The sequence below is a fragment of the Streptomyces sp. NPDC048295 genome (assembly GCF_040652135.1).
Lineage (GTDB): Bacteria > Actinomycetota > Actinomycetes > Streptomycetales > Streptomycetaceae > Streptomyces.
Genome location: NZ_JBEZLL010000006.1, coordinates 326710 through 340348, shown reverse-complemented (window position 1 = coordinate 340348; position 13639 = coordinate 326710). Strand labels below are relative to the sequence as shown.

Here is a 13639-nt window from a genome sequence, read left to right as displayed (position 1 = left end):
ACGCCGACGGTCGACGGCTCTCCCGGTCACTGGGAGCCCCGGAAGCCGTCGCCCTCCACGATCAGCCCGGCGACCAGCGCACCCGACATGCCCGCGTGGGCGAGCCCGCCGCCCGGGTGCGACCAGCCGCCCGCGACGTGGAGTCCCGGCAGCCGGGTGCGATTGCCCGGGTGCAGATGCGCGCCGCCCGCCCCGGCCAGCGCGGGCGCGGGCACCGAACCGCCCTCCGCGCCGGTGTCGGCGGCCGTCTCGGCCGGCGTCCGCACCTCGGCACGGAGCAGCCGCTCCCGTATCCCGGGCACGGCCGCGGCGGCCGTGTCGATCAGCGTGTCGGCGCACCGCTCGCGCACCGCGGGGTCCGTCCAGTCCACCACTCCGTGCGGGGCGACCGTCGCCGTCAGCGTCACCGCCTCGTGCGCGTCGTCGGGGCGGGCCGAGGGGTCGTCCGGGCGCAGCACCGTCACCGTGGGGTGCTCGGCGAGCCGCCCGCCGAAGACCGCCTCGCGCTCCGCCGCGCCGTCCTGCGCGTGCACCAGCGTCCGGTGCACGGCATCCGCGGGCCGGGCGCCGCGCAACGAGAGCAGAACCAGGAAGCGCCCCGGCACCACCCCTTGTCCGGGCCGGGGCTGCACCGCCACGTCCCCGTCCTGCCACAGCTCCTGACCGGGCACCAGCTCCGGCCGCGGCCGGATCCCCAGCACCACATGGCCGGCCTCGGCGACCGTGCCGTCCACGAGCTCGACGCCCGCCGCCCGGCCGTCCTTCTCGACGACCCGGGCCACCTCGGCGCCGAAGACGAACTCCACCTTACGGGCCAGGCACCGCTCGTACACCGCCTGCGCCAGGGCCCGCATCCCGCCGCGGACGTACCAGCTGCCGAACGTCTCCTCCATGTACGGCAGCAGGGCCGCCGCCGCCGGGGCGCGCAGCGGATCGAGCCCGTACGACAGGGCGTATCCGTCGAGGAGCGCGGCCAGCCGGGGGTCCGCCAGCTCCCACGCGCCGACCTCCGCGACCGTGCCCGCCTGCCGGGCGGAGCGCAGCAGGCGGCGCTGCCTCAGCGCCGGGTACGGATCACGGCCCAGCACCTGCCAGTCGGAGCGCAGCGGCTCCTCCAGGAGCGGACGCCGGGACCGGTCCCAGGCATCGCGCGCCCGGTCCAGGAACCCGCCCCAGGCCGCGCCCGCACCGCCGCCGAGCGCGCCGTCCAGCGCGGAGACGACCCCGGCACGTGAGGCGTTCGGCAGCGAGACCGCCGTGCCGTCGGCGAACAGATGGCGGCTCGAAGGATCGACCTGCGTCATGGTGACGCACCGCTCCAGCGGCTCCTTGCCGGTCTTCACGAACAAGTCGCGGTAGACGGCGGGCAGATGCAGCAGCGCCGGACCGGTGTCGAAGGCGAAGCCCTCATGGGCATACCGGCCGACCGAACCGCCGAAGGTCTCCGACCGCTCGTACACCGTCACCCGGTGGCCTGCCACGGCGAGCCGGGCGGCCGCCGCCATCGCGCCCATCCCGGCGCCGATCACCGCAATACGTGCCATGTCAGTGACCCTAGCGGCCACCACCGACAGTCACTCCGCCGGCTGGCGCGAACCCGTCCCGGCCAGGCGTTTCTCCTCCCGCCGCCGAGCCCTGCGGCGCAGGTGGCGGCGGATTCTGGAGGCCAGGAAGGCCACGATGACGATGCCCAGCAGCAACAGCGTCCCCGCGATGACGGCGGCCACCACCGGATGGAATATCGCGAAGGTGACGATCCCGGCGACACCCAGGTCCTCCGCGATGCTCACCGCGACATTGCTGAACGGTTCGGGGGAGGAGTTGACCGCCATCCTGGTGCCGGCCTTCACCAGATGGCTCATCAGCGCGGTGGAACCGCCCACCGCCGCGGCCGCGAGCTGCGGCAGCGAACCGCTCTCGCCGGCCAGCAGCGCGGCCACGACGGCACCGGCGACCGGCCTGATGACGGTGTGCGCCGTGTCCCAGACCGAGTCCACGTACGGGATCTTGTCGGCCACCACCTCGCACAGGAAGAGAACGCCGGCCACGACGAGGACGTCGGTGCGTTGCAGCGACGCGGGCACCTCGTCGGTCAGGCCGGTCGCACCGAAGACACCGAGCAGCAGGACCACCGCATAGGCGTTGATCCCGCTCGCCCAGCCGCTTGTGAACACCAGGGGGAGTACGGACACGGACGCGATCGTAACCAGACGGAGCAACGCCCGGGGCCCGGTCGGGTGCGCAGCTCTGAGTATCCGTACCTAGGCGATGAGATGAGTAGGTACGCGGATGGGCTTCCACTTGTGCGGACGGAAGAGTGGAACGCACGGAGAGGGGCGCGGCTCCGCACCGCCGGCACGGGGCGGCGGAACGGTCGCGGCGCTCCCTCCGGATCGGGGGAGCACGAAGGAGGGCCCGGGGGACCACGGGGGAACGAAGGTCACGGGGGAAGGCTCTCCGGCAGTGCGGAAGACGCCGGTCCGGCGCAGGCTCGGGGGGGATCGAGCCTCGCCGGACCGGCGTCTTTCTGCTGCCGGGCCCGGGTCCCGGACGGTCAGCGCCCGCTGACCCGCCCGTGCAGGAGCAGCGAGAGCGCCGAGTGCACATCGTCGATCGAACGCTCCGGCTGGAACGCCTGCCAGTCCAGGGCCGCCACCAGCACCATGCCGACGAGTGCGGCGGCCGTCAGCGGGATGTCGATCTCCTCGCTGAGCTCACCGTTGCCCACGCCCTCGCGCAGCACCCCCTCGACCACCGCGACCGCCTCCTGACGCACCACCAGGAGGGTTCCCTGCCAGGCCCGGTTGGTGCGCCACAGCTCCGCGACGTACAGCTGGGTGAAGGCCGGGTAGCGGTCGATGAAGACCAGACCGGCCCGGATCATCGCGTCCAGGGCCTCGACCCGGGTGCCGCCGCGCTCCCCGGTCTCCTCGGCCGCGGTGCGCAGCGAGGCCGTGAGCAGGCCGACGCCGTGGCGCAGCAGCTCCTCGAAGAGCTCGGTCTTGCTCTTGAAGTTGTAGTAGACCGTGCCCTTGGCGACGCCGGCGCGCTCGGCGATCTCGTCCACCGTGGTCGCCGAGAAGCCCTTCTCGGCGATGAGGGTCACGGCCGCTTCGTAGAGCTTCTGCCGGGTGGCCCGGCGACGCGTGGTGCTACTGCTTTCCATGCCCCTGATTCTCACAGGTTCCGGCGTGCTCACAGGCTCAGCTCCGGGTGGAGCCGGTCCAGGGTCCACACCTGCTTGCGGCGTGCGGCCACCGCGGTCAGCGCGAGCGCCCCCGCCGTGAAGGCCAGCAGGACCGCACTGCCCTGCCAGACCGGTCCCAGGCCGCCGCCCGTGATCAGCCGGCGCAGCCCCTCGACGATGTAGCTCATCGGCAGGTAGGGGTGGATCGCGTTGAAGAACCCGGGGCTGGTCTGGACGGGATACGTTCCCCCGGCCGAGGTCAGCTGGAGCATCAGCACCGCCAGTACGAGAATCCGTCCCGCGGCTCCGAACCGGGCGTTCAGCCACTGCACGATCGCCGCGAAGCAGCAGGTCACCAGCGCCAGGAAGCCGACCGTCCCGGCGGCGCGGGCCATCTGCAGACCGAGCCCCCAGTGCAGTACGGACATCAGGGCGGCCACCTGGAGCAGGCCGATCGCGGCCACCGGCAGCCAGCCCGCGAAGGCGATCCGCCAGGCGGAGGCCCCGGCGGCGAGCGCGCGCCGGTTGAGCGGCTGGATCAGCATGTAGGCCACCATCGCGCCGACCCAGAGGGAGAGCGGGATGAAGTAGGGCGCGAAACCGGTGCCGTAGTTGGGAGCCGTGTGCAGCGACTGGGAGGCCAGCTGCACCGGGTCGGCCATGACTCCGGTCCGGGCGTCGCGGTCCTTCTTGTCGTAGTCGGGGATCTTGCCGACGCCGTCGTTGAGTCCCTGGGCGAGGGTGGCCGAGCCGTCGCCGAGCCGGATCAGCCCGCCGTCCAGATTCGCCGCGCCCTTCTTGAGGTTGCCCACGCCGCTGTCCAGGTCGGCGGAGCCGGTCCTGGCCGTGACCAGGCCGGTGTGCAGATCGTCGGCCCCCTTCGCGACCTTGTGGGCACCGGTGTTGAGTGCGTTGACCTTCTTGACGGCGGACTCCAGGTCCTCGTCCAGGTGCGGCGCGCGCTCGGCCAGGTCGTCGGCCTGTCGCTGAAGGGTGGTCAGCTGGGTGCGCAGCTTCTTCAGATCGCCGTTCTGGTTGGTGACCAGTACGTTCACGTCGTCGGCCACGCCGGCGACATCGGCCGCCGCGGTCCTGGCGCGCTTCAGCGGCGGGCAGACCGTGGAGTCGGGGACCGGCTCCTGTGTGCAACTGGTGCGGTAGATCTCGGCCAGGTCGTCGGAGGCGGTGCGGGCGGCGGTGGCCGCGGTGGGTGCCGCCTTCACCAGCAGGTCGAGGTTGTCCCGCACGGTCTTCGAGGAGTCGGAGACCAGCCGGGCGGTGTCGCCGATCGACTTGCCGTTGTCCTTCAGGAACGGGCGGACGTCGGCGGCCACCCCGTTCACCTTGTCGGCGAGCTGCTGTGTGCCGTCGGCCACCTGCCGGGAGCCGGTTCCGAGGTCGCTCGCGCCCTTGTTCAGCTTGACGATCCCGTCGGCCAGCCTGTTGCTTCCGGCCTTGGCGTCCTTCAGCCCGTCCGCGAGATCCTGCGAGCCCTTCTTGGCCTTGCCGATGCCGCCCTTGAGGTCGTCGGCGCCCTTGGCGGCCTTCGCGGTCGCGTCGTGGAGGTCGGAGAAGTTGATGAAGATCCGGTCGTAGAAGCCGCGCGAGGCGTTGGTCGAGGCGGCGGTGCGCACCTCGGAGAAGACCGAGCGGGAGATCTGCCCGACGATGTAGTTGTTGGCGTCGTTGGTCCGCACCTGGAGGGCGCCGGCCTCGGGGGAGTCGCCCGAACTGGACGCGATCCGCTTGCTGAAGTCCGACGGCATGGTGAGCGAGAGGTAGTACGTGCCGTCCTCGACGCCCTTGTGGGCCTCGGTGGAACTGACCTCGTGCCAGTCGAAGACCTTGGAGTCCAGGAGCTTGCCGGTGATCTCGTCACCGGCCGCGATGTGCTTGCCGGCCGCGGTGGCGCCCTTGTCGTTGTTGACCAGCGCCACGGGGATCTTGTCGAGGCGGCCGTACGGGTCCCAGAAGGACCACAGGTACAGGGCGCCGTACAGCAGCGGCAGGAGCAGCAGCGCGACCAGTGCCGCGCGCGGGAGCTTTCCCCTGCCGAACCGCTTGAGCTCAAGCGCGGCCAGTCTCGGCGAACGCATCGGCCGTTCCTTCCTCGGTCGTGGTTTCCCCGGTCGCGTTCTCGACAGCAGCGGTCCTCGCGTCCGTGCCGGCCGCGTCGTCCGTGCCCTCCGTGCGCAGGATGATCGCGCCCTCGGGCGCCTGGCTGCAGACGGCGAGCACGGTGGTGCCGCTGTCCGCGACGGACCGCAACAGGTCCCAGGCCTCGGCGCGTTCGGCGTCGGAGAGCTTGAGATCGGTGTCGTCCACCGCGAGCAGCCGCGGAGTGCCGATCAGTGCGAGGGCGACGGAGAGCCGCAGCGCCTCCAGCCGCTCCAGATCCCGTACGGAGGTCCGCCCGGCCTTGGGCAGGGTGTCCGGGTCGAGTCCGGCGGCGTCCAGCGCCGCGTCGATCCGGGCCCGGGCGGTGGCGACCCGCTCGGCACGCGGCCGCAGCAGGGCGCGCAGTGAGCCGTCGAAGCGGCGTTGCAGCAGGGCCCGCTCGCGCAGGTGCTCGTCGACGGTGAAGGCCGGATCGAGCTCGCTGACGCCGGGGACCGGGCCCAGCGCGGCGATGCGGCGTACGGCGGCCATTTTGCGCGGCAGACGCAGCCCGCCGACCTTCGCCTGGCCCTCGGTGGGGCGCATCCGGCCGGTGAGAGCGAGCAGCAGGCAGGTGCGGCCCGAGCCGGACGGGCCCTCGATCGCCACCAGTGAGCCGGGTCCGGCGTCGATGTCCAGGCCCCGGAAGGCCCAGCCGCGCGGCCCCTTGAGCCCGAAGTCCTCGGCTGTGACGGATGCCCCGTGCGGGCTGTCCACAGACTCCCCCTTGTTTTGAACTGACCGGTCAGTGCAAAAAGGTAGCCCGAACTTGCGAACGAAGCAAAAGCGCAGGTCGGAGGGGGGTCCGGATCGATTGTCAGTGGTGCCCCTCACGATGGATGCATACGGCCACGGAGCCGTTACACGAGACAGGAGGTTTCGTCATGGCCCACTCGTCCGCAGCAGCCGCATCCCGGCGCCGCACAGACGGCCCTGCCCCCTCACTGACCGGCCCGGCAAGCGATGTCCACCCCGTTCTGCGCCGCACCGCGGCGCCGCCCGCCGCCCTCGATCTGCTCGCCAAGGCCCGGACCGGCCTCGACGAGGCCGCCGTTCTCGATGTGCCGAACGAGCGGTATGCCACCGCTCACCTCGCAGCGCTGCGCACCGCGGCCGCGGTCCTCGCCGCGCGGGGCCGCCCGGAGACGTCCAGGCGGCGCCGGGAGCGCATCCGCAGTGCCTGGGAGGTCCTGCCCGAAATAGCCCCCGAGCTGACCGAATGGAGCGCGCTGTTCGCCTCCGGTGCCCGCCGCAGGGCCCGTGCCGAAGCCGGGATCCCCGGTGCGGCCAGCCGGCGGGACGCCGACGACCTGCTGCGTGACGCGGCGATGTTCCTGCGTCTGGTCGAGCGGCTGCTGGTGCTCCAGCCGGTGCTCCCGCAGGCCAGGAGGGAGCGGTCCGACGCGGGATGACGGCAGCGGCGGCGCGAGGCAATAGGGTGGGCAGCGCTCGTACCACCTGCACTGTTCACGCTCCGCCGTCAGAGGCGGCACCGTGCCGAGGAGTCATCTGCCGTGTCGGACCCGCTGCGCCCCCGCGCCTCCCTCCGTACCGCCGTGGTCTGGGAGGTCCTCAAGGACGCCCTCGACCGCCGGGTGAAGGTGACCGGCAGGGACGCCCTGGACGTCCTGGACACCGGCGGCGGCACCGGGAACTTCGCGGTGCCGGTCGCCCGCCTCGGCCACCGCGTCACCGTCGTCGACCCCAGCCCCAACGCGCTCTTCGCGCTGGAGCGCCGCGCCGCCGAGGCCGGGGTCGCCGACCGCGTCCGCGGCGTCCAGGGCGACATCCACGGTCTGTTCGAGGTGGTCGAGCGCGGTGGGTACGACGCGGTGCTCTGCCACGGCGTCCTGGAGTACGTGGACGACCCCGCCGAGGGAGTGCGCAACGCGGTGGAGGCGCTCCGGCCGTCCGGTGCGCTCAGCCTGCTCGCCGCCGGGCTCGGCGGCGCCGTCCTGGCGCGGGCGCTGGCCGGTCACTTCACCGAGGCCCGGCAGGCGCTCGGTGACCCGGCGGGCCGCTGGGGCGAGGGTGACCCGATGCCCCGGCGCTACACCGCGGAACAGCTCACCGAGCTGGTCTCTGGGGCCGATGTCGAGGTCGGCGCGGTCCATGGCGTACGGGTCTTCGCCGACCTGGTACCGGGCGTCCTGGTGGACACGGAGCCCGGTGCCATGGAGGCCCTGCTCAAGCTGGAGGCCGCCGTGGCCGAACAGCCCGCCTTCCACTCGGTCGCGACGCAACTGCACGTCCTGGGCACGAAGCGCGCCTGAGCGCGAGCCGGTCCGGTCCGGCGGCTCCGGACACAGCACGGCTGATCAGCGGCGCAGCGGCAGACGGAGTACGCACCGGGCCCCCCGATCGGGCGCTTCGCCCCGTATGATCGGGGGACACCATCCGGCATGACGGATCGGAGGTTGGGGAATCAACGCCTCAGCAGCTGAGCCGTTGTGGCGGCCCGGACTGGCTGATGGGCAAGAAGGCGGGTTTCACGGGGGCGATTCCCTGCCTATCCTGGAAGGGCCGCATACCGGCCGCCCCCCGCGGCCGACGACGAGGAGGACTCCGTGCCGCTCTCGGAGCACGAGCAGCGAATGCTCGAGCAAATGGAGCGAGCGCTGTACGCCGAAGATCCCAAGTTCGCGACAGCGCTCGAGGGAAGCGGGCTGCGTACGTACACCCGGCGACGGGTCTACCAGGCGGTCGCAGGCTTCCTGGTGGGTATCGCGCTCCTCATGGCCGGAATGGTCGCCCAGCTCATCTGGATCAGCGTGGTGGGATTTCTCGTCATGCTGGGCTGTGCGGTCCTTGCGGTCACAGGTTGGCGCAAAGCACCCAAACCGGGCGAGCATCCGGCAGCCGGAGCCGCCGGTGAGCGCGGTCGGCCCAGGCAGCGCCGGACCGTGATGAACCGCATCGAGCAGCGGTGGCAGCGCCGCCGTGACGAGCAGGGTCAGTAGGTCCCCGGACACACTTGGATGAGGGGCGGCCGCGTCTTCGCGGCCGCCCCTCATGCGTGCCCGGCGCAGGCCACCGGCGGTGGCCTGCGCCTGGTCCAGGCCACCGCAGGCGGCCACCGCGGGGCCCTGACTTCCCTGCGGGCGGGCCCTCACGAGCGGCGTCGCCGTGTTCCTGCACGCCTTCGCGAGGGCCGCGCCCCCGGGCGGTCACCCCTGCTGGCGCGACGGCCTCCGCAGCAGGCCCGTCCAGCGGACCCGGCGCCGGAGCGCCGTCCAGCCGCCGGTGATCGCCGCCCAGCGGTCCGAGGCCGCCCAGATCACCCGAACGGCCGAGCGCGGTGCCACGACGGCCCGGATCCGGGTGAGCCGGTCGGCAGACGCCCGCAGACCGGCTCGTACCGTCTCCACATCCTCGGCCAGTCCGGTGCCCGGACGCGGCTCGGGGGCGTAGAGGACCTGCTCCACCGCGCCCGCGACCCGGTGCACCGCGGCGGCCGCGTCGGGTCCCAGCTGACCCAGCCGCACCACTCGGTCCGCCGCCTTGCGCGGGGTCCGGGAGTCGTCGGGCTCGATGCCGTGGTCCCAGGCCGTATCGGTGATCTCCTGCCAGGCCGCGAGCGTGCCGGACATCGCGTGCACCGGCACGCGGCCCGGTCCGGCGCCGTGGCCCGGGCCGGTGCCGTCGGCGTCCCGCCCGGTGGGCGACGTACGCCCGGTGGAGAGATCCAGCCTGCGCCTGCGGGCCCGCAGCCGCCAGAACAGCGGCAGCAACGGCAGCGCGAGGACCACCACGGCGAGCAGGGCCAGACCGACGACCGTGCCCGTCGGTGTCCCGGAGTCCGTCGGAGCCGTCGCCCCGGGCGCCGCAGTGCTGCCGCACTCGCCCTGCTTGCGCATCTGTGCCGGGCAGCTGTCGGGGACGGACGGCGCGGCCGAGGGAGCGGCCGAGGAGCCCTTCTCCGGCGGGGCCGGGACGTCCGTGTCACCCGTGGGAACGGCCTGCTGGGTGTACGACGGGGTACTGCCCCGCGTCGGAGTCGGCTCGAAACGGGTCCACCCGATGCCCTCGAAGTAGAGCTCGGGCCAGGCATGCGCGTCGCGCAGCCCCACCGAGACCGAACCGTCCGACTGCCCGGTGCCGGGGGTGAAGCCCACCGCGACCCGGGCCGGAATGCCCAGCGTCCGTGCCATCGCCGCCATCGCGAACGAGAAGTGGACGCAGAAGCCCTGCCTGTCCTTGAGGAACCGGCTGATCGCCGCGCTCCCGGTGCCCGAGTTCACCGAGGTGTTGTAGGTGAAGCCGCCGTCCGAGGCGAAGTAGTCCTGCAGCTTCACCGCGCGCTCGTAGTCGTTGGCGGCACCCTTGGTCACCCGGTCCGCGGTCTCCTGGACCACCTTCGGCAGGGAGGCGGGCACACGGGTGTACTCGTGCCGCAGGGCGGCCGGCGCCGGCGGCGCCGCGGAGAGCTGCTCGGCGGTCGGCTCGACCACCAGACTGGAGACCTGGTACTGCGCCCCGCGGGTCGTCTCCCCGCGGTCACCGACGAGCGTCCGCCCCTCCGGCTCGTACCGCCAGCGGCCGTTGATCCTGACCTCGGTCGCCGGGTAGGGGAGCGGCAGATAGGTCTGCTGGTAGGAGCCGGAGGCGGAGATGTTCGTCCTGACCTCCGTCACCGCCACGTCCGGGCCGAGGCCCGCCGGATCGGGGAGCCGCTTCGGCACGTCCCTCAGACGGCGCGTGGAGGGGCGCCACTCGCTCCCGTTGAACTGGTCCAGGGCCAGAATCCGCAGATAGAAGTCCTGCGGGGCGCCGGAATTGGTGCGGTAGGACATCACCTGCCGGTTCTCCGGCTGGTTCAGGTTGTCCTGCAGCGAGACCAGCGGGTTCACCGCGGAGATGGTGCCGCCGCCCCCCTTGCCGTTCCCGCCGCCTCCCGTACCCGTCAGCAGACCGCCGCCGAGTCCCGGCAGCGCCGCCGGTACGACCAGCGAGACGCCCAGCGCCAGTGCGCCGATGCGGCGCCCGGTGCGGACCGGGGCCGTCGGCCGGCCGCCCGCAAGCGCCGCACCGACCGCCGGGCCCCCCGGGGACCTGGCGGCCGCGCCGCTGAAGACCCGGCCCCACTGGGAGAGCCGGTCCCGGCCCTCGGCCAGCAGAAGCAGCAGGTAGCCACCGGCCGCCAGCAGGAACCAGAGCCAGTCCGCCCCGCCCTCGGACAGCCCCGCGGCCACCGAGTAGAGCGCGAGGAGAGGCAGACCGGCCGGGGCCGCGCTGCGGAACGTCACCGCGAGGGCGTCCACCGCCAGCCCGATCAGCAGCACACCGCCGATCAGTATCAGCCGGATGCCGTCCGTCACGGGAGCCGGAGCGGCATACCTTCCGACGTCCTCGGCACCCGACGTCAGCAGATGCGCGAGCCGCTGGACGGCCTCCGGGCCCGGCAGCAGACCGGCCATCGCCTGCTGTCTGGCGAAGACCACCGTCAACAGGACCAGCGTGACCAGCGCCTGCGCCGCGACTGTCAGCGGACGGGGCACGGGCGCCCGGCGCACGAGCGCCCCCGTCCCGCTCTGGACCGCCAGCAGGAACGCCGCCTGAAGGATCCATCCGGCCGGCTCCACCAGCGGCAGCATCGAGGCCGCCGCCATCAGCGTCGCCGCAAAGGCGCACAGCGCCAGCCGACCACGACCGCTCATGACCATCCCCCGGAGAAACCTGTCGTGCCGTCCGCGGCGCCGCCGACGGCGGCGGACTGCGCCGCCACGTCCTGGTGCCCCGCCTGCTGCCAGTAGCGGGCGAGACCGGTCCCGGGCGTCACCGCCACAGCCGTCCAGCCCGATTCCCGCAGCAGCCGCAGCCGCCGCTCGGAAGCCTCCCGCGCCCCCGCGCGCGGCACATCGCCCTGCAGCCAGTCCGCGCTGTCCAGCACGAAGGCGACGGCGCCGCCGCTGCGCTGCCGCATCCGCGCCGCCACCGCCGCCTGCTCCTCGTCCAGATCACCGAAGAAGGCGATCAGCAGCCCTTCGTTGCCCCCGCGCAGCACGTCGTACGCGCGCGACAGACCGCCGCCGTCGGAGTGGTCGACCACCGCCAGGGTGTCCAGCATCAGACCCGCGGACTCGGCGGACTCCTGCGTCGAACCGGCGAAACCGCCCGCGCCCTCGCCGGGGACCGCGTTCCCGTCGTCGGTCAGCAGCCGGACGGCGAAACCCCGCTCCAGCATGTGCGTCAGCGCGGACGCGGCCCCGGACACCGCCCACTCGAAGGCGGAGTCGGGCCCCGTCCCCTGGTAGGCGGTCCGCCGGGTGTCCAGCAGCACCGTGCACCTGGCCCGCTGCGGCTGTTCCTCGCGGCGCACCATCAGCTCGCCGTAACGCGCGGTCGAGCGCCAGTGGACCCGGCGCAGGTCGTCGCCGTGCCGGTAGCCGCGCGGGATCACGTCGTCGTCACCGGCCAGCGCCAGCGAACGCTGCCGTCCCTCTCCGTACCCCGAGGCCTCGCCGGCCAGCCGCACCGGCGGCAGCGGCTCGGTCCGCGGAATGACCACGAGGGTGTCGTACGCGTTGAACGAACGCGTCAGCTCGCACATCCCGAACGGATCGCTCAGACGCAGTTGCAACGGCCCGAGCGGATAGCGCCCGCGCAGATCCGACCGCACCCGGTAGGACACCTCGCGGCGGCCGCCCGCCTCCACCCGGTCCAGCACGAACCGGGGCCGCGGCCCGAGCACATAGGGCACCCGGTCCTGGAGCATCAGCAGCCCGGTGGGCATCCGCGACACGTTCTCCATCCGCAGATGGACCCGCGCCTCGGTGCCGGCCGGTACCCGGGACGGCGCGAGCCGCCGGGTGCCCGCGACCCGGTAGCGGGTGCGGACGAGCACCACCACACAGACCAGCGGCAGCGCGGCGAGCAGCAGCCCGACCCGCAGCAGATCCGCCTGGCCGAGCACATAGGCGCAGACCGCCGCGGCGATCCCGGCCGCCAGAAAGGAACGCCCACGGGTGGTCAGCCCGCTCAGAGCGGCCCGCAGACCGCCCTTCTCATCGCCGTCGTCCATCGCGGCCGGCCCCCCGGCCGTCATCACACCCGCCGTGCGCCGGGCTGCTGCCGGCCGTACGCCGGACGGCCCGGCCGGTGCTGCGGCTGCACCTGGGTGACGCCGCCGCTCGCGGTCGGGACCGGCGTCTGCTGGAGGATCTCCAGCACGACCTGCTCGGCGGTACGACGGTTCAGCTGGGCCTGGGCCGTCGGCAGCAGCCGGTGCGCGAGCACCGGGGCCGCCAGTGCCTGCACATCGTCCGGCAGGCAGTAGTCCCGGCCGCTCAGCGCGGCGGAGGCCTTCGCCGCGCGCAGCAGATGAAGGGTGGCCCGGGGCGATGCGCCGAGCCGGAGATCGGGATGGCCGCGGGTGGCCCCGACGAGCTCCACCGCGTACCGCCGCACGGCGTCGGCCACATGGACCGTCCGCACCGCGTCGATCAGCTTCACGATCTCGTGGGCGTGCGCCACCGGCTGAAGGTCGTCGAGCGGCGAGAGGCCGCCGTGCACATCGAGCATCTGCAGCTCGGCCTCCGCGGTCGGATAGCCGATCGACACCCGCGCCATGAACCGGTCGCGCTGGGCCTCCGGCAGCGGATAGGTGCCCTCCATCTCCACCGGGTTCTGGGTGGCCACCACCATGAACGGGTCGGGCAGCTCGTAGCTGTGTCCGTCGATGGTGACCTGGCGCTCCTCCATGGACTCCAGCAGCGCCGACTGGGTCTTCGGCGAGGCGCGGTTGATCTCGTCGCCGATCACGATCTGGGCGAAGATCGCGCCCGGTTTGAACTCGAAGTCGCGCCGCTGCTGGTCGAAGACGGACACACCGGTGATGTCCGAGGGCAGCAGGTCCGGCGTGAACTGAATGCGCCGTACCGAGCAGTCGATGGACCGCGCCAGCGCCTTGGCCAGCATCGTCTTGCCGACCCCGGGGACGTCCTCGATGAGGAGATGCCCCTCCGCCAGCAGCACGGTCAGCGAAAGCCGTACGACCTCGGGCTTGCCCTCGATCACACTCTCCACCGACCTGCGCACCCGCTCCGCAGTCGTGGTCAGATCTGTGAGGCTCGCTCGATCGTCATAGGTCGTCACCCGGCCCTCCTCGGCCCTGCCCCACGCTCACCAGGAGCAGGGGATACCCCATTCACGGGCCGGCGCGCACACAGCGGTCCGGCCCACCCCGAAACATGGACACCCCTCCCGGACACGTCCGGGGGGATGTCACACGGGCATTCTTGTTGCCGTTACCGCTTCGTGTCACTCGCCTGTGGACAAGTGGGGGCGATATGCCGG

The 13639-nt window shown here is 72.8% G+C and carries 11 protein-coding genes; 3 read left to right on the top strand and 8 right to left on the bottom strand.

Annotation, left to right across the window (positions count from 1 at the left end; genetic code table 11):
• Positions 1–26 precede the first annotated feature (26 nt).
• The 5 genes from AB0D53_RS12005 to AB0D53_RS11985 all read right to left on the bottom strand — a co-directional run bounded on the left by AB0D53_RS12005 (position 27) and on the right by AB0D53_RS11985 (position 6061).
• Positions 27–1544 (bottom strand): NAD(P)/FAD-dependent oxidoreductase, encoded by a 1518-nt coding sequence (locus AB0D53_RS12005; RefSeq protein WP_362443793.1) that lies wholly within the window; start codon positions 1542–1544, stop codon positions 27–29.
• A 30-nt stretch (positions 1545–1574) separates the two neighbouring features.
• Complete coding sequence (locus tag AB0D53_RS12000) at positions 1575–2192, bottom strand: DUF4126 domain-containing protein (protein ID WP_362443790.1); 618 nt, start codon at positions 2190–2192, stop codon at positions 1575–1577.
• A 362-nt stretch (positions 2193–2554) separates the two neighbouring features.
• Positions 2555–3166: a TetR/AcrR family transcriptional regulator gene (locus AB0D53_RS11995; protein ID WP_329815393.1), complete on the bottom strand. Its 612-nt coding sequence runs from the start codon at positions 3164–3166 to the stop codon at positions 2555–2557.
• A 29-nt stretch (positions 3167–3195) separates the two neighbouring features.
• Complete coding sequence (locus AB0D53_RS11990) at positions 3196–5283, bottom strand: YhgE/Pip domain-containing protein (RefSeq protein WP_362443786.1); 2088 nt, start codon at positions 5281–5283, stop codon at positions 3196–3198.
• Positions 5255–6061: an ATP-binding cassette domain-containing protein gene (locus tag AB0D53_RS11985; RefSeq protein WP_362443783.1), complete on the bottom strand. Its 807-nt coding sequence runs from the start codon at positions 6059–6061 to the stop codon at positions 5255–5257. The genes AB0D53_RS11990 and AB0D53_RS11985 overlap by 29 nt, the downstream gene beginning before the upstream one ends.
• A gap of 167 nt (positions 6062–6228) precedes the next feature.
• Between AB0D53_RS11985 and AB0D53_RS11980 the strand changes: the two genes are divergently transcribed.
• The 3 genes from AB0D53_RS11980 to AB0D53_RS11970 all read left to right on the top strand — a co-directional run bounded on the left by AB0D53_RS11980 (position 6229) and on the right by AB0D53_RS11970 (position 8304).
• Complete coding sequence (locus AB0D53_RS11980) at positions 6229–6756, top strand: SAV_6107 family HEPN domain-containing protein (RefSeq protein ID WP_362443780.1); 528 nt, start codon at positions 6229–6231, stop codon at positions 6754–6756.
• Between the two features lie 102 nt (positions 6757–6858).
• Positions 6859–7617: a methyltransferase gene (locus tag AB0D53_RS11975; protein ID WP_329815390.1), complete on the top strand. Its 759-nt coding sequence runs from the start codon at positions 6859–6861 to the stop codon at positions 7615–7617.
• Positions 7618–7911: 294 nt separating this feature from the next.
• Complete coding sequence (locus tag AB0D53_RS11970; RefSeq protein ID WP_362443776.1) at positions 7912–8304, top strand: DUF3040 domain-containing protein; 393 nt, start codon at positions 7912–7914, stop codon at positions 8302–8304.
• Positions 8305–8511: 207 nt separating this feature from the next.
• Here the strand turns inward: AB0D53_RS11970 and AB0D53_RS11965 are convergent, their stop codons facing one another.
• Genes AB0D53_RS11965 through AB0D53_RS11955 form a run of 3 tightly spaced genes read right to left on the bottom strand, consistent with a single transcriptional unit; the run spans position 8512 to position 13438 of the window.
• Positions 8512–11001 (bottom strand): DUF3488 and transglutaminase-like domain-containing protein, encoded by a 2490-nt coding sequence (locus AB0D53_RS11965; RefSeq protein ID WP_362443773.1) that lies wholly within the window; start codon positions 10999–11001, stop codon positions 8512–8514.
• Positions 10998–12389, bottom strand: a complete 1392-nt coding sequence (locus tag AB0D53_RS11960) for a DUF58 domain-containing protein (protein ID WP_362443770.1) — start codon at positions 12387–12389, stop codon at positions 10998–11000. Before AB0D53_RS11960 ends, AB0D53_RS11965 begins: the two co-directional genes overlap by 4 nt.
• The gene (locus AB0D53_RS11955) at positions 12389–13438 is read right to left on the bottom strand and encodes a MoxR family ATPase (protein ID WP_362443767.1); all 1050 of its coding nucleotides are present in this window, start codon (positions 13436–13438) and stop codon (positions 12389–12391) included. Before AB0D53_RS11955 ends, AB0D53_RS11960 begins: the two co-directional genes overlap by 1 nt.
• Positions 13439–13639 lie beyond the last annotated feature (201 nt).

Excerpts from the sequence above, each read along its gene's own strand:
- AB0D53_RS12005 (WP_362443793.1), bottom strand. The coding sequence starts at position 1,544 with ATGGCACGTATTGCGGTGATCGGCGCCGGGATGGGCGCGATGGCGGCG.
- AB0D53_RS11960 (WP_362443770.1), bottom strand. The coding sequence starts at position 12,389 with ATGACGGCCGGGGGGCCGGCCGCGATGGACGACGGCGATGAGAAGGGC.
- AB0D53_RS11965 (WP_362443773.1), bottom strand. The coding sequence starts at position 11,001 with ATGAGCGGTCGTGGTCGGCTGGCGCTGTGCGCCTTTGCGGCGACGCTG.
- AB0D53_RS11990 (WP_362443786.1), bottom strand. The coding sequence starts at position 5,283 with ATGCGTTCGCCGAGACTGGCCGCGCTTGAGCTCAAGCGGTTCGGCAGG.
- AB0D53_RS11995 (WP_329815393.1), bottom strand. The coding sequence starts at position 3,166 with ATGGAAAGCAGTAGCACCACGCGTCGCCGGGCCACCCGGCAGAAGCTC.
- AB0D53_RS11980 (WP_362443780.1), top strand. The coding sequence starts at position 6,229 with ATGGCCCACTCGTCCGCAGCAGCCGCATCCCGGCGCCGCACAGACGGC.